General features: G+C 37.0%; 20 protein-coding genes. 6 read left to right on the top strand and 14 right to left on the bottom strand.

Going from position 1 to position 19,908, the window contains the following annotated elements; genetic code table 11:
* Window positions 1–178: 178 nt before the first annotated feature.
* Window positions 179–355, bottom strand: coding sequence for a 50S ribosomal protein L33 (gene rpmG / locus M901_RS01000; RefSeq protein WP_021276303.1), 177 nt, complete (start codon window positions 353–355; stop codon window positions 179–181).
* 137 nt (window positions 356–492) lie between these two features.
* Between rpmG and M901_RS01005 the strand changes: the two genes are divergently transcribed.
* Together M901_RS01005 and M901_RS01010 are read left to right on the top strand one after the other, a co-directional pair.
* The gene (locus M901_RS01005) at window positions 493–759 is read left to right on the top strand and encodes a hypothetical protein (protein WP_021276295.1); all 267 of its coding nucleotides are present in this window, start codon (window positions 493–495) and stop codon (window positions 757–759) included.
* A gap of 98 nt (window positions 760–857) precedes the next feature.
* The gene (locus tag M901_RS01010) at window positions 858–1,124 is read left to right on the top strand and encodes a type B 50S ribosomal protein L31 (RefSeq protein ID WP_021276306.1); all 267 of its coding nucleotides are present in this window, start codon (window positions 858–860) and stop codon (window positions 1,122–1,124) included.
* A gap of 76 nt (window positions 1,125–1,200) precedes the next feature.
* Here M901_RS01010 and M901_RS01015 read toward each other — a convergent pair whose 3' ends face one another.
* The 6 genes from M901_RS01015 to M901_RS01040 form a co-directional block, all read right to left on the bottom strand.
* Window positions 1,201–1,563, bottom strand: a complete 363-nt coding sequence (locus M901_RS01015; protein ID WP_198295315.1) for a response regulator — start codon at window positions 1,561–1,563, stop codon at window positions 1,201–1,203.
* A 116-nt stretch (window positions 1,564–1,679) separates the two neighbouring features.
* Window positions 1,680–2,735 carry a small ribosomal subunit Rsm22 family protein gene (locus M901_RS01020; RefSeq protein WP_021276301.1) on the bottom strand — a complete coding sequence of 352 codons (1,056 nt, stop codon included), beginning with the start codon at window positions 2,733–2,735 and terminating at the stop codon, window positions 1,680–1,682.
* Window positions 2,736–2,811: 76 nt separating this feature from the next.
* Complete coding sequence (locus tag M901_RS01025; RefSeq protein ID WP_021276297.1) at window positions 2,812–4,086, bottom strand: citrate synthase; 1,275 nt, start codon at window positions 4,084–4,086, stop codon at window positions 2,812–2,814.
* A gap of 133 nt (window positions 4,087–4,219) precedes the next feature.
* Window positions 4,220–4,837 carry an orotate phosphoribosyltransferase gene (gene pyrE / locus M901_RS01030; protein WP_021276299.1) on the bottom strand — a complete coding sequence of 206 codons (618 nt, stop codon included), beginning with the start codon at window positions 4,835–4,837 and terminating at the stop codon, window positions 4,220–4,222.
* 9 nt (window positions 4,838–4,846) lie between these two features.
* Window positions 4,847–6,127 (bottom strand): GAF domain-containing sensor histidine kinase, encoded by a 1,281-nt coding sequence (locus tag M901_RS01035; RefSeq protein ID WP_021276290.1) that lies wholly within the window; start codon window positions 6,125–6,127, stop codon window positions 4,847–4,849.
* Window positions 6,128–6,129: 2 nt separating this feature from the next.
* Entirely contained in the window at window positions 6,130–7,038 is a 909-nt protein-coding gene (locus M901_RS01040) for a class I SAM-dependent methyltransferase (RefSeq protein ID WP_021276307.1), read from the bottom strand.
* Window positions 7,039–7,227: 189 nt separating this feature from the next.
* Between M901_RS01040 and M901_RS01045 the strand changes: the two genes are divergently transcribed.
* A complete protein-coding gene (locus M901_RS01045) occupies window positions 7,228–8,589 on the top strand; it encodes an HD domain-containing phosphohydrolase (RefSeq protein WP_021276310.1) in 1,362 nt (453 codons plus the stop codon).
* On the opposite strand, the gene M901_RS01050 is transcribed toward M901_RS01045, so the two are convergent.
* Window positions 8,579–9,937 carry an HD domain-containing phosphohydrolase gene (locus M901_RS01050; RefSeq protein ID WP_021276314.1) on the bottom strand — a complete coding sequence of 453 codons (1,359 nt, stop codon included), beginning with the start codon at window positions 9,935–9,937 and terminating at the stop codon, window positions 8,579–8,581. The two genes, M901_RS01045 and M901_RS01050, sit on opposite strands and share 11 nt — an antisense overlap.
* Window positions 9,938–10,061: 124 nt before the next feature.
* Between M901_RS01050 and sfsA the strand changes: the two genes are divergently transcribed.
* Complete coding sequence (gene sfsA, locus M901_RS01055) at window positions 10,062–10,796, top strand: DNA/RNA nuclease SfsA (RefSeq protein WP_021276311.1); 735 nt, start codon at window positions 10,062–10,064, stop codon at window positions 10,794–10,796.
* A gap of 7 nt (window positions 10,797–10,803) precedes the next feature.
* Here sfsA and M901_RS01060 read toward each other — a convergent pair whose 3' ends face one another.
* Window positions 10,804–11,577 carry a hypothetical protein gene (locus M901_RS01060; RefSeq protein ID WP_021276302.1) on the bottom strand — a complete coding sequence of 258 codons (774 nt, stop codon included), beginning with the start codon at window positions 11,575–11,577 and terminating at the stop codon, window positions 10,804–10,806.
* A gap of 9 nt (window positions 11,578–11,586) precedes the next feature.
* A complete protein-coding gene (locus tag M901_RS01065; protein WP_198295316.1) occupies window positions 11,587–13,359 on the bottom strand; it encodes a hypothetical protein in 1,773 nt (590 codons plus the stop codon).
* Between the two features lie 167 nt (window positions 13,360–13,526).
* Here M901_RS01065 and M901_RS01070 point away from each other — a divergent pair, with 167 nt between their 5' ends.
* Entirely contained in the window at window positions 13,527–14,942 is a 1,416-nt protein-coding gene (locus tag M901_RS01070) for a lipoprotein (protein ID WP_021276296.1), read from the top strand.
* A 46-nt stretch (window positions 14,943–14,988) separates the two neighbouring features.
* Window positions 14,989–15,915, top strand: a complete 927-nt coding sequence (locus tag M901_RS01075; protein WP_021276304.1) for a hypothetical protein — start codon at window positions 14,989–14,991, stop codon at window positions 15,913–15,915.
* Here the strand turns inward: M901_RS01075 and M901_RS01080 are convergent.
* Genes M901_RS01080 through M901_RS01095 form a run of 4 tightly spaced genes read right to left on the bottom strand, consistent with a single transcriptional unit; the run spans window position 15,912 to window position 19,895 of the window.
* Window positions 15,912–16,466 carry a tetratricopeptide repeat protein gene (locus tag M901_RS01080; RefSeq protein WP_021276294.1) on the bottom strand — a complete coding sequence of 185 codons (555 nt, stop codon included), beginning with the start codon at window positions 16,464–16,466 and terminating at the stop codon, window positions 15,912–15,914. The two genes, M901_RS01075 and M901_RS01080, sit on opposite strands and share 4 nt — an antisense overlap.
* Window positions 16,467–16,477: 11 nt before the next feature.
* The gene (locus M901_RS01085) at window positions 16,478–17,524 is read right to left on the bottom strand and encodes a quinone-dependent dihydroorotate dehydrogenase (protein WP_053335805.1); all 1,047 of its coding nucleotides are present in this window, start codon (window positions 17,522–17,524) and stop codon (window positions 16,478–16,480) included.
* Between the two features lie 3 nt (window positions 17,525–17,527).
* Window positions 17,528–18,448: a curli production assembly/transport component CsgG gene (locus M901_RS01090; protein ID WP_021276313.1), complete on the bottom strand. Its 921-nt coding sequence runs from the start codon at window positions 18,446–18,448 to the stop codon at window positions 17,528–17,530.
* A 19-nt stretch (window positions 18,449–18,467) separates the two neighbouring features.
* Window positions 18,468–19,895 (bottom strand): hypothetical protein, encoded by a 1,428-nt coding sequence (locus tag M901_RS01095; RefSeq protein ID WP_021276300.1) that lies wholly within the window; start codon window positions 19,893–19,895, stop codon window positions 18,468–18,470.
* Window positions 19,896–19,908 lie beyond the last annotated feature (13 nt).

Here is a 19,908-nt window from a genome sequence, read left to right on the forward strand (position 1 = left end):
AAGACAGTCTCCTAACGAACTTCACTCATCTTACTCTATTATATATCGGAAAATTGAACGTCTATCTTGAGAGATATTTTCGGCGTAACCTACTAGAAACAGTAAGTTTTTGGGGTGCAAGGGCATAAAAAAAGCCTCCCAAAAAGGAGGCTTTTTAAATGCTATATAAAAAATCGAATTACTTGATTTCTTTATGAACAGTGTGCTTTCTTAGGAAAGGATTGTATTTTTTAATTTCAATTCTTTCTGGTGTAGTCTTCTTGTTCTTAGTTGTAGTGTAACGAGAAGGTGTTTTCCCCATTCCTCTGGCTTCTGTACATTCTAACGTGATTACAACTCTAGGTCCCTTAGCCATTTTATCCTCCAAATATTAATAACTTATATCTTTTTATTTCTAATAATTAGTAATAATCCAATTTAGGCAAATTTCTAGAATGAAAACTTACTAAAATTCCATTGTCATGGCAAGTGCTAACTGTTAAAAATGATGTCATGTCGCTAAATCTTACAAACTGGAACTATTCTTACTACAATAGTGAGTTCTTCAAGGCCTTAATCTCAATTGTAGGTACTGAAAAAGACGGAGAATTCGTCCAACTCTACTGCCCTACAGTTATTGACGATCAAGATACTGAAGTCTTTCAAAAGGACTTTGAGGACCTTCAAGAGGCCATTGATTTTATCAACAAAAACTATAGTCACTGGAGCTTTATAGATCCTGCTCGTAAGGATGGTTGTAGTAGTTGCAGTGCCCACTAAAGGCCCTTGACAAAAGATACCAAATCAGCGAAATTGCTTGGACTTATATTTTAAAAATCCCGCATTGTAACAGTCAATGCAACAATAAAGAGGTTCATATGAAAAAGGATATCCATCCAGAGTACAGAGAAATCGTTTTCAAAGACGTTTCTTCTGATTTCGAAATTCTTACAAGATCAACAATGAAAACTGATCTTACAACTACTTATAACGGGAAAGAGTACCCAATGATTAAACTTGATATCTCAAGTGCTTCTCACCCATTCTACACAGGTAAGCAAAAAATCCTTGATACTGAAGGTAGAATTGAAAAATTCAAGAAGAAGTTTGGTTCTCACTACGCTTCACTTGGAAAGAAAAAGTAATTATAGAAACTTTTCTATTTCAATATTTAAAGGCCACTTTCGTGGCCTTTTTTATTCCTAAATTTCTTCCTAATTTTTATAAACTATCAATTGCAGTCACAATATCTGAAGCATAGTGAGGCTTCACTAAAACTTTATTTATCTTATCATGCAGGCTCTTTATAATATCTGAAGTCAAGTATGCACTAGAGACAATCACTGGAGTCTTGTAATTCATATGCTGTGGATTCGATTTAATCGTTTTAATCAATTGATCACCAGTTCCCGACTCCAACTTTATATCAGTTACAATGACATCAAACTTCTGATTCCTCGCTTTAGCCGCAGCTTCAGATAACTTGGCCGAATGAATATATGTGTAGTTCTTTGTATTGAACTCTTGGGCCACTAATTCTACAAACTCTCTTTCATCTTCTACGTATAATATTCTCTTTGTCATAAGAGAAAGTATAAGCAAAACTAAATTTTTTAAAAGAGTTTTGACTATGTTTTGTCGAAGAAAAATTCAATCTCAAAGATTTTTTAACAAAGAAAAATATCTTTTATTTTGATTTGTTAAAGTTCATCTAAAATTGAATGTGAAAGCTTCACTCTCCATTTGTCTGCAGATAGCTTCTTAGTGATTTCAAAATCAATTAAATGACCTGTACTCATGGCCTCAAGAAGTTTAACTTCTTTCTTTTTAAAATCTTTCTTCATCACCTCAATTCTAACAATCTTATTGTCATCACCTTCTGTCAGACAAATATCCCACAAGAAAGCATGCTTGATATTTTTTACCGTTCTCACGATTCGATACTTCCCGCTTGAATCATTTAAAGCTGCAAACTCGTTGCGGATGTAGACATGAAAAATCGCTGGCATCGTCTTACGATCGAGTTTGATCATCTGACTTAAGCGTTCGATAGAATCATCGAGCTTGGTTCTTACAACCTGATGACACCAATCATCTTTCTTATCTTTAATAATTGGACAAGGACCATTAGAAGTGCACGGGTAGAGAATTTGATAACCATCTTTAATCATCCCCTCTCTAAACTGCCCCATATTTTCAAAAGAATCCTTAGTTCCTGGCTCAATACAAATGACTATTTTTGCCTTATTACTCTTAACTAACTTAAGAGCACTATAGTGCCCCATTTCATTGAGAGAGTTTCCAAAAACAAGGGTCTTCTCGCCATCAACTTTAGGAATATCCGCTCGCCATGTAATGTCAGAACAAGGATATAGACTATCATGTAACTTCTTTGCTTGCTCCAACATAAGGGGAGAATGATCAACACCAACAAATGAGCACATTTGGCATTTAAGGGCCTCAATAAGGGCGAAAATATAGGTTCCTGGACCAGTTCCGACCTCAATTATTGTTGATCCTCTCAATTGCTCTAAGAGCTTCTCAGGAAGCTGAGAAAGTAGAAACTCCATCTTGTACATATTCGTAGGTAAATAAAAACTCGCATAACTACTAATATGCTTTCGTGAAGCATAGAGATCATCAATTTTATGACGAGACTTCGTAAAGCCATCACTTAAATCTTTTAGGCATTTTACAATTTCAGTTTCACTTAGATCTTCTAAAAGACAAGGTTGGATTTTTGATAGAGGTAACATAGAAGGCCTCACAAGAGGAAACGGTTTTAGAGATTCAAAAAAGCCCTCTATTTAGAGGGCCTTTTGATTATTAAGATTATCTCTCTGAAATATCTTTATAATTTCTTTCTGTCTCACCAGTGTATACCTGACGTGGTCTTGCAATTTTTGCAGTACCATCTTCTCTAAGCTCTTTCCACTGAGAAAGCCAACCAGGAAGACGTCCAAGGACGAACATTGCTGTAAACATATTTGTTGGAATCCCTAGGGCCTTGTAGATAATCCCTGAGTAGAAATCAACATTTGGATAAAGGTTTCTCTGTACGAAGTACTCATCTTTAAGAGCAACTTCTTCAAGTCCTTTAGCAATATCAAGAAGTGGATCTTGAACATTAAGTTTTTCAAGAATTGTGTCACAGGCCACTTTAATGATCTTAGCTCTTGGATCAAAGTTCTTATAAACTCTGTGTCCAAATCCCATAAGTCTAAATGGGTCATTCTTATCTTTTGCCTTAGCAATGAATTTCTCGTAATCACCACCGTCAGCCTTAATTTCCTCAAGCATCTCAAGTACAGCTTGGTTAGCTCCACCGTGTAGTTGTCCCCAAAGAGCGTCAATACCAGCAGAGATTGAAGCAAAGATATTTGCGTGAGAAGAACCAACAACTCTTACAGTTGAAGCTGAACAGTTTTGCTCGTGATCAGCGTGAAGAATAAGAAGAGTATCAAGTGCCTTAGCGACATCATCATCAACTTCTCCATCAAACATCATATTTAAGAAATCTTTTGAGTATCCTAGAGCAGGATTTGACTCAATTGGATCTTTTCCAACAGTCTTTCTATAGAAGTTGGCCATGATAATTTTTACTTGGGCCATAAGTTGAGCAATAGCTCTTTCCTTAACTTCATCAGTCGCTTCTGGACCTAGGAACTCTGGGTAGAATCCACTTAGGGCCGAAACAGTTGCCGAAACAACACCCATTGGGTGAGCGTCTGCAGGAAATTGGTTAAGAATATTCTTTACACCTTCTGGTAACTTCGCATGCTTTGTAATATCAGCATAGAAAGCTTCTCTCTGTGCTTTTGTTGGTAGCTCACCATTGTATAGTAGGTATGATGTTTCAACAAAGTCAGATTTCTCTGCTAGTTGTTCAATTGGATATCCTCTATATCTTAGGATTCCTTTCTCACCATTAAGGAAAGTAACCTTTGACTGGCATGAACCAGTGTTCATAAAACCATTGTCAATCGTGATTAAACCACTTTGAGCACGGAGTTTTGTAATATCAATTGCCTTCTCATTTTCAGTTCCTGTAATTACAGGTAACTCATACACTTCGCCTTTAAACTCTAATTTAGCGTTGTCAGACATAAAACCTCCATTAATATATAAACAATCTATTGATTGAAATTGTATAAATTCGCGAAACTACACTATGTGGTAACTTCTAACTACATGTAAACAATTAGAATGTCGACACGAGCCGCGTCTAAAACTAACTTGATTAGGACCAAGATTCTGGTCTTTCATGCCACTTAAGTAGGAGTTCGAATTCTTCTTCATCAATAATTTTCTCTGTTAAGGCCATATCGACCAATTCGCGAAAATTAATGAGTGAAAAATGAGCAACGTTCAATGATTCAAGATAGTTACGGGCTTTTTCCATTTGATAGTCAACAATACAAAGAGCATTATCAACAACCATTCCCTGGGCCCTCACTCCTTCAATCACTTTTCCAATACTCGAACCCTGATTGATCAAGTCTTCCACAAGCAGAAGCCTTTGTCCCTGACTTACATCACCTTCTACCATTCTCCCCTGTCCGTGACCTTTTGGCTTACTTCGAACATAGGCCATTGGCTCACCTCTAACATGGGCCAACATAGTAGCATGTGTAATCCCCGCAGTTGCCACTCCAGTGACAAAATCATAATCAAGTTTGTTGGAATCAATTATACGAGAGAATTCTTGAGCAACCAATTCTCGTAACTTAGGATGACTTGGAATAAGTCGATTATCACAATAAATTGGGCCTTTTAAACCAGAAGCATATGTGAAGGGCTCTTTAGGAGAAAACTGAATACAACCAACATCAATCATCCCTAAAATTAGCTCTTTCATACTTCTCCTTCAAAAGTCTTCAGATTCTTCTTCAAATGAAATTAAGGGTAAGCGTATATCAAACTTCACATTTGGGCAATTCTGATCAACGGAAATATTTCCATTGAAACGTTTGATAATTTCCTTACATATACTAAGACCTAAGCCAGTTCCCTTACCAGGAGCTTTAGTTGTAAAAAATGGCTCCATGATATTTTTAACAACTTCGTCACTCAGTCTAGGACCTGCGTCGGTAATTGAGAGAACCGCATCACCGTCCACATTTTGAGTTTTAATTTTAACCTGCCCTTTAATTTTTTGAGCAGTCATTGAGTCATAAGAATTATTCAACAGATTAGTTACAACCTGAGAAAGCTGCCCAGGTTTGCACTCAATAAGTAACTCTCCATCACTGAGATCCGTACACAGATCAATTGATTCCATCTGGAAGCGGTCTTTACTAATATCAACTGTTCTCTTAATAACTTCATTGAGATCAAAAACTTCGAACTCATCCTTTTCAGAATTTCTCGACATCAGCCTTAGACCCTCAACGATATTTGTCACCTTCTTACAGTTTTTCTGAATCATATCAAGACAAATACGAGTCTCGTCTTCTTTATTGAGAACTTCTTTCTCATCGACTAATTGCTCAATACGAGTTGCAAATCCCCCAATAATGAAAATAGGATTGTTAATCTCATGAGCAATACCTGCGGCCATTTTACCAAGATCAGTCATTCTCACTGAATGGTCATCTACTCTTTTTTGAGATTCAAGTACGCTATGATCATACATGCACAGATAAGAACCAAACTCATTGGCCACCATCTGAAGACGATCAATACTTTCGTCGGCAATATAATCTTTTTCTTCGTCTACATTGTGAATAGTGATGGTTCCCCAAAGTTCATTGTGAACATAGAGACCAACAGTAGCAGTCGATTTAATATCAGAATCCCTATAAAGATCCTTCAATACAGGAACTTGGATCTGAGCAAAGTCAGCTTCCTTAAATATCATTGGTTTCTTAATAGCAACTGTTGTTTGATAGATTTTAAAGACGTCGTCCACAAAAATCTTTCTCGGAGTCTCATTCCCCATATAACGAGAACCCACACCGTCTTTATACCACTCATGAAAGACACCGAGATAAATCTTTTGGCTATTTTCATCGATTTCTCTTTTTGAAATGATAATACGGTCGACACCAACAAATTCGGCGATAGAAGGCGCAGCAAACTCCATTGCAACCCTTATATTCTTATACTTACTAAGAATATTCTGAACTTCTAGAAATGTTTTAAACATGACTATCGCCTCTGGAAAACGCAGATCTTGACACCGTTTTCCTTATCCTCTTCCTCAAACCCCTCAGGTGAATAAAGAGTATTTATATATTCAAAGTCTTGCAACTGATTTCTGTATAAATCTACAATAAAACCAGATTTTTCAAAAGGTGTATTTAGACACGAAGCGACAACCCCGCCCTTTTTCACAAGCTTTTCCAGTTGTTTCACTACCTTACGATAGTCTTTTTCATAGGCAAAACGACTCTTTTGAAAACTTGGTGGATCATAGATAACAAGGTCATATGGCCCTTTCTTTGCCAACCAACCGAGGGATTTTAGGACATCCTTCTTGTGAAAGAAAATCCCCTCAGTATTCTGATCATTGAGATGGTGATTTCTTCTACCCCACTCTAGAAATGATTTTGAGACGTCAACATTATGAACTTCTGCCGCCCCTAAACTCTTGGCCAGAACAGAAAACGAGCAAGTATAAGCAAAGAGATTGAGGACCTTAGCATTGGGAGCTTCTTGCAAGAACTCCTTCACCCACTTCTTTCCCTCTCTCATATCAAGAAAGAAACCATGATTTTGATTAACACCAATTCGTAGCTCATACTTAAGTCCAAGTTCGCAGGCATGAACCTGTGAGAGCTCTTCTTCACTAATTCCAAAAAGTTCAAATTGATTTGAATACCTCTTATGAAGAACAATGGGTCTTTCAAATTTAGCTCTTAATTTTTCTACCAGCTGCCCCTCTCGCTCAAGATCTTCTTCGTAGAACTTCACATAGAGAACAGGTGAGAACCAATCCACAGTGATATGCTTTAATCCTTCATAACGGCCACCACGACCGTGAAAGAGTCGACAAGACTCCCCACTCTCTTTTACCTGCGGCCAGTACTCTTCTATTTTAGATAAGATCTTTTCCATAACTAAGTTCAATAAAATTAAGATGATAAATGCTAATTCTCCCTCAGTTTCTTGGCAAAAACATTGAAACCTATGCCAGACCTGATAGAATAGAACTAACGTATTTATGGATACTTACATAATTAATTAGTTCTCAGTCAAGAACTAGTACATAATAATTGGCCAATGACAAAATGGAGCATCTTATAGATGAAAGCCTTATATATCTGTGACGATAAAGAAGAGTGGAATCACATCCGCAACCTCTTTGCCTCTCACTTTCCAAAAGTAGAATTGATCTGTGTTCTCGATGGGAATGACGCTATCGAATACCTAAGTTATGAAGGACCATTTGCTCTTATCTTAATAGAAGCTTCAATCAAGACAGATTCTCCAACAGAGCTAACAAAGAGAATTCTCGAAGTCTCAGGGGAAAGGCCAGTAATCTTTCTGGGAGCGAAGGCCTATATCCAAGACCGCGTAGCCGAAGAGCTTTATTTAAAAAGTGAAATCAACGATATCGTAATTCGCCCAATTGAAATTCCAAAATTTAAAGAGGCCATCAAAAAGGCCATTGACTGGGCTTCACATGAAGAGTTTGAGCAATCCATTGAGGAAATAGATCGTGAAGAACTACTTCCCATGAAGCTAAGAAACTTCTATCTCTTCGACTCTCTTCCCTACGATGTCTATCTGGAACTGACACAAACGAAGTTTATAAAAATTATCTCTGCAAATAAGAGATACTCTCATAGTGATATTAATGCTTATGCCAAGAAGAATGTAAAGTTTCTCTATCTTCAAAAGAATGAATACTTGAAATTCTTAGAAGACGGTATTGAAAAGCTACTCATTATTTTTGATAGTCCAAAACTCTCGGCCAAGAAAATTATTGCTAATCAAATTCGCTCAGTGCTTATTATTCATCAGTATGTTCAAACAGTTGGTGTCTCAGAAAACCTTATAAAACTCTGTGACAAAGTGATCTCTATCACAAGGGATGTCACACTTGAGTACAAGAAGTTTAGAAATATTCTACCACTATTTCCAAAGGCCCATTCAGACTTGGCCGAACAGGCCGTGATGACAATGTATCTTTCAGAAACAATTCTCACAGCACTTGGCTGGGCCAGTGAAACGTCGAGAAAAAAGCTTGGACTTGCATCCCTACTATACGATTCAATGCTCACGAATGATGATCTCTCAAAAATACGCTCACTTGAAGATCCGCAACTTCAAATGTTCACGGTTTCAGAGCAAGAAGAGTTTAAAGATCACCCACTAAAAGCAGCAAGCATGGCCCAATACTTTCAAGGTTACCCTGATACGGATTTTATTATTGCTCAACATCACGAAAGACCAAAGGGAGATGGTTTCCCTCACAAACTCACGAATAATAAACTGACTGCTCACTCTTGTGCTTTCATTCTCTCTAACAACTTTGTTACGAGACTAGTCTCTGATGGAAAAGACCCTGGAGTTCTTCTCAATATCTTTAGAGAGATGAAGAGTATTTACAATCAAGGGAATTTTAAAGAGCCACTATCGGCACTTCAAAGATCTATAGTTTAAGAGTTTCAAGGGTTTTAGAAATCTTCACATATGTGTGCTTGGGAAACTTTTCAGTCAGTCCTTCGATAATCACAGGAATTTCAACTTTCTGCCCATTTTGTAGAGTTTTATACATCTCTTCAGTAAAGGCTTCTGAAATAATCAGTACTTTTGCCAGAGGAGAAATATCATCTTTATAAGTTGTCGCAAAACCTAATCCATTAGATGTTCCATGGTGCTGTCTTATAATAGAATCAACTCCTAGAGGACATTTTGGATAACGCTTAATGGCCTCGGCAGCTTCTGCAGCATGAGAAACCACGATCTCTTTTTCTTCTTCTGTTAAATTTCCATCAAAAATAAGCTTATCTTCATACATCAATTCAGGATGATTCTTATAAACACTTGTTAGATACATATCATGGAAGAAAAGAACAAATTTAAGCTTCTCTTTATGAGAGTCCCCTCCCCATTCAATATTATCTAATATATGAGTGGCCACAAAACCAGCAATAATGGAATGGCTATAGAGGAATCCTGATTTATTGGCCGTTAACTCTTTAAGAAGTTTTTTGAGATCTGGAACATCATCAATAACTTCTTCCATTGTCTCCATACATTTATTAGAAAGTTCGATAACCTCTTTTGTCATCTCACCCTCAAATATTTGCTCCGCGACAGTTTCAATCCCCTGCTCAACAACATCAAGTTTTTCCCCAGTCTTAGATTTAGGGTCTTCGATGACATTATTTAACTTATCAATCAATTGCCCTGTGACAAATTTAGCAAAAGAAAACCTCATGGCCGCAGGAACATAGAGAGTCGAAACCCCCTCATCTAAATAGTCTTTTACCTTTGGCCAAATTCCTTCATTGGCCAAGAAAATTTTGTGATATCTTAGCTTCCCATCCTTCTCTCTCACTCTGTAATAGGTATCACAAGGTGCTGTCTCTAGAGAAAAGTACATTCTAATCGGCATGGGATAATAGTCAGGAGTTTCAGCTTCTGCCATATCTTTTGCCGTTATCCCAAGATTTGAAGCCGCTTGCTGAACAATACCTCGAATATCATATGGATTTCCAACAACAGAAACTTCATCGGGAGCTTCAGATTGATTTCCGATGACGATTATGGGAACCTCTCGCCCATTCTCAATCAGATGGTGATAGGCCAAAAGGGCTGTATCTTCATTTTCAATCATACAAAGAGAGTAAACTACATCAATCTTATTATCAGGATTTTCAATATATTCAATAGCATCTTCAAGAGATGTGCACGTCGAAACTGAAGCTCCTGTATAGATCTTCAAATTGACAGTATATAATGAGTTCAGAACCTCATTATCTGAAATGATTAGAATATTAGACATGCACTTTTCTCCCTAGTTTGATTGTACCAAATTCTTAGGATTTTCAAACTTATTTTGGCCAGTACCCTATCTCTTTGGTAGGCTATCGCTAAACAAGGCCAAATAAAAAAAACAGGACATTACCATGCAATTTGAACAGCCAATCATTAGAGGAAAGATACTTAAGCGCTACAAGAGGTTTTTAGCTGATATTCAGTTAGATGAAGATTTTAATGAGCATAAGAAGGGCGATATCATTACTGTTCACACGGCCAATACTGGAAGTATGAAAACCTGTTGGGAACCCAATTGGGACTCAGCACTTAGCTTCCACGATAACCCAAAGAGGAAACTCAAGTTCTCTCTTGAGATGACAAATAATGGAGATACGTGGATTGGTATTAATACCTCTCTACCAAATAAAATATCAGTTGAGGCGATTGAAGATGGAACAATCAGCGAACTTCAAGGATATGAAGGAATAAAGCCAGAAATTAAGATCGGTCAAAGCCGTATTGATATTCTCCTCTTTGATGGGGAGAATCATAAGAAGGCCACACGTAAATGCTTTGTTGAAGTAAAAAATGTTACGATGCTTGGAGAAAATGGGGCGGCGATATTTCCCGACTCTGTTTCAGAAAGAGGTCAAAAACATTTGAGAGAGCTTATGGATATTCATAGTTCAGGTGATAGAGCGTGCATGCTCTACATTGTTCAAAGACAAGATGTAGAATACTTTAGTCCTGCACAAGATATTGATCCTGAATATGCAAGACTCTTAAGAGAAGCCTCTAGAAAAGGTGTCGAAGTCTTAGCTTATATGTGTGATGTAAATCCATCAGGGGTTAAGGTCATGAAGGCAATGGAAGTAAGACTATAGGTTGAACCTATAGTCTTGTATTATAATCATAACGATCTAGAGTTGCCTTTAAATTTTTTCTAACTTTAGAGTTCTTTGGTAGTGACCTTAAGATTTCTCCATAGTCATTTCGATTTTCTTCATTAACAAATTTATAAATCCCTTTAGCAAGAGCTTCTTTTACAAGGAGACTTCCCTTTTTAAAGTTCTTTATAAAGCTATCTTTAATAACGACATCAAACTCGCCAGTTTTATACTTCTCCAACTCCATCAAAGCTAACCCTATAAGGTTAGCATCATGGTAATCAAGAACATTTTCAGTGATTGCATTTAAAGCCTCTTGGGAAGGCTCTTGTGTACTTAAAAGTAAAAGCGCCGCCTCTTTAACATGTCCATCTGAAACACCTAGATATTCAATACCTATCTCAGTAATTCTATCGTCAATAACTTCATTGCGAAGTGTTTGCTCATAGAGCGAAAATAGCTCTTTCTTCAAACTTTGACCTACGCTTAGGTCATACTCTCTTGAATCATTTGAAGAAATATTACACTTTTGCGTGTAACAATCCTTAATCTTGGCCAGACGAGATTTGGCCACATCGAGGGTTTCTACTTTCACCTCTTTCTTTACTTCTTTTTGTACAACTTCCCTACGAATAGGTAAACTTGCCGGCTTTCTTGAGTAAGGATTTTTGCGATCAAAAAGACCGATACGCTTTGACTCTTTATTATGCCCAACATAGTAATAAGCACCGAGACACAGAGTTAGGCCAGTAAAGGCAATTGTAAACTTTTTTAACATATGCTATTCCTAATAAATCTTAACGTACCATTGTTGGATCCAACCAACCTTTCCTTTTTGCTCAACCTTGAGCCAGCCATTTCTATTCTCATAGATTTTTAGCTTGCTACTTGTAAGTCTTGGTCCACGAAGTGTTCCTGCTTTTGAACAACTAGTACTTGGACATTTATACATTTTCTTCCACCAAATATTCTTACTTAATCTTCCATATTTAATTTCTGGTTTAGAAGGTTCATCAACCTCTTCATCTACCATTTTAAAGAGATCATCTACTGTATAAGGATTGAGTGAACCCGCATAGAAACTATAGTCTTGTCCATCCACATCAAGAGTATAGATGAGGCTTAGATCATCTTTATAAGTCACAGCTCTAACTTGATACCTTTGTTCTGTATCTAGAGAAATATCACGATCTTCAATTGCAGTATGATTTTCAAATGGAGAAACAAAGTCTGCGACCTTGGCAACACTTTGATAATTTAAGCTTCCTTGAGAAACCTTTGCCCAAGAACTGTAGTCATTCTTATCCCCGGCGTAAATATATCCAATCTTACTTCCAAAAGAGATTTGATAGTATCTTTTAAGAAGGGAGGCGTCTGTCACTTCATACGAGAGAACCTGAGTGATTTTTCCACTAGACATTGTTCCTAGTTTCTCACCACCTGGTGTTCTTCTCACATTGATATTCTTTCCTAATGAGATATGACTCCCTGGAGCGATGAGGCCTGTGACACTTGAACAAATCCCCTCAGTTTCCACTTCTTCAAACGTATAAACATCCCATTCTTCTTTAACCTTTCCAAATGAAACACGTGAAACGCTTCCGCCATAGACTTTATGATGAAGACATTGGGCAAATCGATCTTCTGTGCATTTAAAAACCTCTAATTCCTCATCGAAGATACAGTTTCCAAATTCACTTGAACGATAAATAATATTCTTACGTGGAGTTGGGTCTGAACTACCATCATTTTGACAATTTACTCCACCTGCTACGATACACTCTGGATCAACAAACGATGGAGCATAGAAATCATCAACATATGACTCCCATGATTTATTATCAAATTTAGTTTTAAAACCTTTATCATTTCTTGCCCATTTATCGTTTGGATTGGTCCAACGACAAATTTTAGAAATACCACCATTATAGGCAGAGTATGCACTTCGAGACCTTGCGTACCAATCAGTAGGACTAGAAACACAACTCTTAGAAGGAGCGACTTTCCATGCATCGTAGTACTCTTCTAAAGAGTAAACGATATTAAAGATAAGGTTTGCACCCTTTCCTTCATTAACTGCAGCAAAGTGCCAACGATCATCAACTTGCATCATTCCATGCCCATGCCCGTAGTCACCTCTCATAAACTGCAGTCTTCCATTTGATGGAACCCTATAATGAGACCAGTAACTTTCCTGGTGTGCAATTGCAAATGAGGCAGCTACGAATGCATCGTGCTCATCATCGCTAACTTCAGGATCTCGTGACTTAATATAATAAGATGCTGTTTCTCTAAGAACCGAGTACATATAATTCATATACTCTCTTCTTTCCTCATCAACATTATTACTATCGTTAAAAATCACTGGAGTGAATTCATTAACCACATAGTCTGGATCAACAAAGTGATAAACATCACACGAATTTGGTGCTCGACCAAAATTCCACGAACCACCAGAGCGATTAGTACACTTCCAATAATCACCTGTATTATTATACCCGGCCACTGCACTCGCACTGACCATCCCTAAACCTATAAACGCCATTACTATCTTCTTCATGTCCTGTTTATCGACATCTCAAACTTTTACTTAAGAAATATCAGCAGCACCTTAAGCCTAATTTCAACGACTTAAACAATGAAAAAAGTATAAATGTGCAGACATTTTATTGTGCAATGCATTATTTATAGATATGATGCCACAAATTCATTAACCGAGGATTTCAAATGACTATTGCAAAGAAGAGTCTTGCATTACTACTATTAGGAACAACACTTACAAGTTGTGTTGGTAATGTTAATGCCCAAACATCTACATCTCAAAGTGCACAGATCGTAAAAGAGAACGCCGTTGTAAATGAAGTCATCTCGAGACAGTCATGGATGGATAAGATGTTCTATTCTATCAATAAAGATGTTCAACTAGATGCTCCTATTTGGATTAATGAAGAATCTAAGAAGAATGAATATGGTTCCATCTATATGAAGACCTTAATTCAAGAGGCCCATCAAATTGCTAAAAGATATCTAAAGTATGGTGACCACGAAGCATATAACTCATTTATGATGCTGGCCCTTACTTTTCCAATGCATGAAGGTCTCTACATGAGTTACCGTCAAACAAATGATGAAAAAGGACTATGTTACCGTAAGGCAAATAATGGTGACATCATGTTTGAACATAGTAAGAAGAAAATTTTCGAACACGTCAATGCCAACTTAGAATCAGAAGTGGCCAGCTCTGAAGACAAAGCGAGACTTGAAGCAATGTCAGCAGATGAAGAAGGCTACAGACATATGAGAGAGCAAATGGTTGACGACTATACCAGAATTCTACTCGACGAGAAAAAAGAAAGAATTGCTAATACAGACAAGGCCTCAAACTATAGACACTTTATTAAATACCTTAAGTCTGGGGAAACTCCATTTATCGCAGATTGTGACAATGTCGCAAATGATCAGGTTATTCGTCAGATAATTAGAGGAGCAGATGGAACAGATATTGGTCCAGTTCAACTCTCTCTAAGATGGCACTATGATAAGTACTTGGCAAAGAAGATGTATCTTTCACTAAAAGAAACATTTAAGTATGGACTAAACTTTATTCACGTTGGATTTAAAAAGGCCTACTACGATGCAGATAAAGTTAAGGGAAGCCGTAATAAAACAAAGAAGAGCTCATACTCATGTCTTGTAAGTTCTGACAAAAGTATTAACTACACAAATCTCGTAAGAGGGACATGGGCCGGAAAATGTAACCAAGGTCAGATCAAGAAAGCATGTCGTATTATGGATGTAGAGAAACTGGAAAGAATCACTAAAGCAGAAGAAGAGCTAAAAGACTTAGAAGGAAAGTTCTTCAAAAATAGTAAAACAAAGAAGAAAATTAGCGCATTAAAGAGTGAGATTTCAGAGCTTAAGAATGCTGTTGGGAATATGAGTCTAAAGAGACACCCTGACTATCACTTCAAGAACAACTTGAACAAAGTAATCAAGTTTATCGACCAAGACAAGATTGGTTATGGAAGCTCTCTTTCATTTAAATTAGATGCTAAGACAAAAGCTGCTGTAGATGAAATCGTTAAAAACTTCAACAGTGGTAATCCAAAAGGATCAAAACATTCAGCTGTATCAAATCTATAAAAATAAGTTATAATAAGGGGAGTTACTAACTCCCCTTTTTTTTATTATGACGAAGAAAACATTATTTATCATTCCAATACTCTTAATCGCCTTCTACTTTTACAAACAAAGTAATCAATCACACGAGAAACAAGTTTCTGAAATTAAAAGGAAACTACCAGAAAAAGAAATAGAAGAAGCCGCGACTCAAGGCCCAGAGGCCCAATCCTTAAAAGCCTCACCGCAAGTAAAAGATCTAGAAGTAGTGATCAAGTCGATTGACAAAGAAGTTTCAAAGTCACAGTACTGGGATATGACAATTGATTTCACACAATCAGAGAGAGAAATTCTTGCTAAAATTGATGCAGTTAAAATCTATGAACACTCCAAGAAAGTAATTTCAAATATTGCTGGCTGTATAGAAGATCACTGTGGTCTAAGTGCCGATCAAGATGGCTACTTTGACCCAAGCAATACAACGGCAGATAAGCTTCTTGCACGAAACCTAAAACTTCTCAACTTAGTTTCGCAAGAGGCCCAAATCCTTGACTACAACTTAGATGAAATTGACTATGATCAAATTTTTACCTCTCAAAATGCAGAGGTTCAATTAGAAGGGATCAAGCTCTATCTGGCCAATAATGACTCACCTGATGACTTATTAGGGCTAATAGATAAAGCGACAAAGTTTAAGGATGAAACAAAAGGTCAATTCTTTGCCCAAATGGACAATGTAACTCAACAGGTGCCTGAGCTTCGTCACGCTTATGTGCAAACGATTGGAAAAATGCTGACGAATGAGAATGGTAACTCTATTGTAGAAATATCTGAAAACCTAAGTAATCTTAACCTCGATATTGAAGAGCTTGATCAGATTATGAAATCATCTTGTTCAATAGCTTCACAAAAAATTAAAAAAGTTCTTGAAGTGAATTTTAATGATTATATTAAAGCAAAAAACTATAACACTAATTATAACGAGGTATGCCCCTAAGAAGGTTTATTCGCCATGATAACTTTCTTAGTCAGCTCAATAAGTTCAATATCTCCTTTCACAATACGAAGTTCTAGGCATTCGTTAAAAAGGCGATCAGCATCAGTATAATTTTTCTGCCACATTTTACTTAATCCCATCGTGAAATAAATATGGTCACAGAGCTTTACCAGGTGTTCATCATTTACACGCAAACAAATCTCGAGAACTTTTGAGAGGAAATCATCTGCCCTTGTGTACTTTTCTTGATAGAGATACGTCAACCCCAAACGAAATTTAGCAATGACTCCAGGGACCTTCAGGCCTTGTGCTTTAAAGCCTTCAAAAGCATGTCCTAATTGTTGTTCAGACTCTTCTAGTTTATTGACGACTCTCAGATATTTACCAACCAATGAATGGAGAGCCGCTTTCTTGGCCTCATGAGACTCATTATCAATCTTTTCAAAGAGAAAATTAATTCCCTTCAACATTTCATCATAGTCTTCGGGAACTTCTTTAAAAGATGAATCAATAATAATGCTCATATTAAATGGTATTTCAGCAACTTTCATTTTCTTCCTCGTTAACCTTCTTGTAATCTCTCAAGAAGCTCCTCAAAAGTTGAAACACCATGAAAGTCCATCAGCTCTTTTGTCTTATGCTCGATATCTTTTAATAAGTCTGGACCTTGAAAGATAAAGGCCGAATAGATTTGGACGGCCCTTCCCCCATCCTTCCAATATTCAAGAATTTCCTCAAAGCTCGAGAAACCTCCAACCCCAATGAACTCAAGACCAGCTTCTTTCGTTAGTTCTAAGCATTTCTTTCTCATCACTCGAGCTTTATCAAAGAGTAACTTACCAGAAATACCCCCAACTCCACGATCTTCCATAATGGTCGTATTGGTGCCAATGATTCCAGTAACATGATACTTCTTGGCCACTTCTATGACATCAGGAAGAGATTCAATATTCATATCAGGAGAGATTTTAACAAAGAGATCAACGTCGCCTTCTCGTCTCTCAAGACTTTTTAAAATCATTTCTAAGCCGTCTCGACTTTGATGTTCTCTAAGCCCAGGAGTATTAGGCGATGAAACATTGACAACAATATAATCGGCCAGTCCTTTAAACTTCTCATAGAGAAAACGATAATCTTCGTGGGCAATCTCGTCAGGAGTCACTTTATTCTTTCCAATATTAACTCCCAACGGAGTCGGTCTTTGCTCCTTATATTGAGGCAACCTAGAAACCGTCTCAAACATAAAGTCTGAACCAAGGTTATTGAAACCCATACAATTTCTTAGTGATTCTTCCTTTGGGTAACGAAATAAACGAGGCTTAGGGTTTCCAGTCTGCGCCAAAGGAGTGACTGTACCAACTTCAACAGCACCAAAACCTAGATTATCAAAGAAGTCATAACACTGAGCATTCTTATCAAGTCCCGCTGCAAGACCAATTGGAAATGACCAAGTTCTATTCCCAACCTTTAAATTAAAATTTGTGTTTGATTCTGAGACACCAAGGAAGCTTCCCCAGTGTCCATTTTTTGATAGAATAGAAATTGTAAGATCATGGACTTTTTCAGCATCCATGGCAAAAGCAATAGGCTTAAACAAATTGTAAAACATAGACTAGTATAGCTGTACAAAGTCTCCTTCGTGTACAGATCCCCCTGAGTGTAAAATAGCAATAGAAGCATCTGGACCAACATAATCGATGATTTCAATAGTTCCCTTCACTTCACCTTTACCTACTCCGATGAGGGCACCTGTTTCAGGGTCGTAAATCTCTACTCCCTCTGTCACAACTTTTAAAATATCTCCTATATTAATACCTGAATTTCTCCCAGCATTAATGTAAATCTTATTCCCAACAATTCTCGCGACACGACCAACCCACTCTAATTTCTCAGCAAGGGCCATAATTCGAGGGATAGCTTTTCTAATGGCCACTTTAACGACATATCGCAAAAGGTTTCTTCTATGTTCTAACTTAGACTCTCTATCAGCAGCAAAGAATCTCATACTACTGTCATCGGCGTAACCGCGAATTGTTTCTGTATAAATTTCTTTATTTGAATTAACATCAAAGATTCTAATTTCAACTTTGGACTCAGTATAAGATTTAGTTTGTCTAACAACACCGATCTCATCAGACTTCTCTCTAATTCTTGCTTCGATAACACGACCAAAGACAACAAAGTTCACACCATTCATCTTGGCCTTTCTTGCCATTTGAACGAGCTTAACTCCCCCACCAGAATAAATTTCCTTAGAGCTTCCAAAAATCTTAGTTCCCATTGTATCAATAATGAAGGCTTGGGTACGAGTCAGTTCTTTTCTTAATTCTTCTGTGGCCGTAATACTTAGATCGCGTCCCCCATAAGGAGACTCATTGAAGAACTGTAGAAGGGCCACTTTCTTTTTTACACCTGTGAAATAAGGTCGAGCTTGTGCTCTTGGTCTCTTTCCATGATTTGTCCTCTTGATAACTCCAGAGGAACATGAAACAAGAGTGAATACTGAAATTAATGCAATAAAATTTCTTATCATGCGTACTGGCTCCTACAACCTATATCTTACTAGAGTTTTTACTTGGAACTTTATTTGCCTTAGTTCCCTGCTCGCCATTTTGACCCTGAGGCGCTTCTTTTGTCATATCTTCAATATTAAATACAAATGGAAGCTCTCCATTTCTCTTTACGACTCTATTATCTGCAATTTGCTCAGAAATCATTTTCCCTAAGACCTCGAGAGCCCTTTCTTTTACACCTGAATACTCAACAAGAATCTTAACCTCTTCTCCAACAAGGGATTTTACTTGTGGCTCAAAGTAATAAAGAAGTCCCTTCTCTTTTAGTTTCTTAACAAAAGAAAAGGCCTCATTAACATTCTTTGTTCCCTTAATCATTATTTCAAAAGAGTTCTTATTCTTAGCATTCTCTTCAATAATTTTTCGAAGAGAAGTAATCTTTGTCATTGGTAGTCTATAAACAAGACTTGCAATATTTGAGCTCAATGTGTGAGCATCTAAAATTTTAAATGTTGATTTTTCTGCAACAAAGTCCTGATATGTCACGATTGATTTATTCTTAAGATCTCTTAGTGTGAATCCTCCATAGAACTTAAGCTCAATTTTCTTAAGACCAAGGTCCGCTCTCTCTTTCTCTATATCGACTTCAACGTTCATGTAGAGAGAGTCAGATATACCTGTACTATCTTCATCAATCATAGAAGTATTGGCCGTTCTTAAAAGCTCAACTGGTTTCTTTAGTCGCTCTTTTATTAGAGATCTTGTTGAGTCATCAACAATAACAACTCCTTCACTAAAGATCTTTCCTGTATTCTCCGTAAGTTTTTGAACCCAATGATCATTAACAACATTAACGAAATCACCTTCTGTCTCGACACCTAGTTCAATCCAGTTTGTGTTAATAAGATTGTACTTCACATCAACAAATAACTTTCTAAAAGTACGAATACTACTCACACCAATAAATTTATAATAAATATCTGTCAGCTTCTTTCTATTAACTTGGGCATTGACATTAATATAATGAGAATTAGGCATTCTGATCGATTTTGATATCTTCTTGATTGAATAAGATTGAATCGCTCTTTCAAGTCTACCAAATCGAGATTTCGACTTTAATCGCTTATAACGAACTTCTTTATCAAAGTTGTCTTGCTTATTTCTAGGGATACTTTTCTTTCCATCTTCTTCGACTTCATATTTTTCAACAACACTTTGTCTAATTGTTGCAAAATGCTCTTCAAATTTAGAATTATAATTATTCCAAAAAGTCGTGGCATCAAGCCCCATCTCTTTTAATTGGATATCAATAACTTTCTTAAAAGCATTAGAGAGAAGTTGCTTCTTAATAAAAGAAACAGAATCTTGGTCTTGAGAGAGAAACTTCCCCTCTCCTTCAATAAACTTGGCCTGAACATTCAGCGATAGAAATAATAGTAAAGTTACTACACCTTGTAGTTTTCTCATATCCGTCCTTAGA

Origin of the sequence: Bacteriovorax sp. DB6_IX, assembly GCF_000447775.1 — a bacterium.
In the GTDB taxonomy this organism is placed as follows: domain Bacteria; phylum Bdellovibrionota; class Bacteriovoracia; order Bacteriovoracales; family Bacteriovoracaceae; genus Halobacteriovorax_A.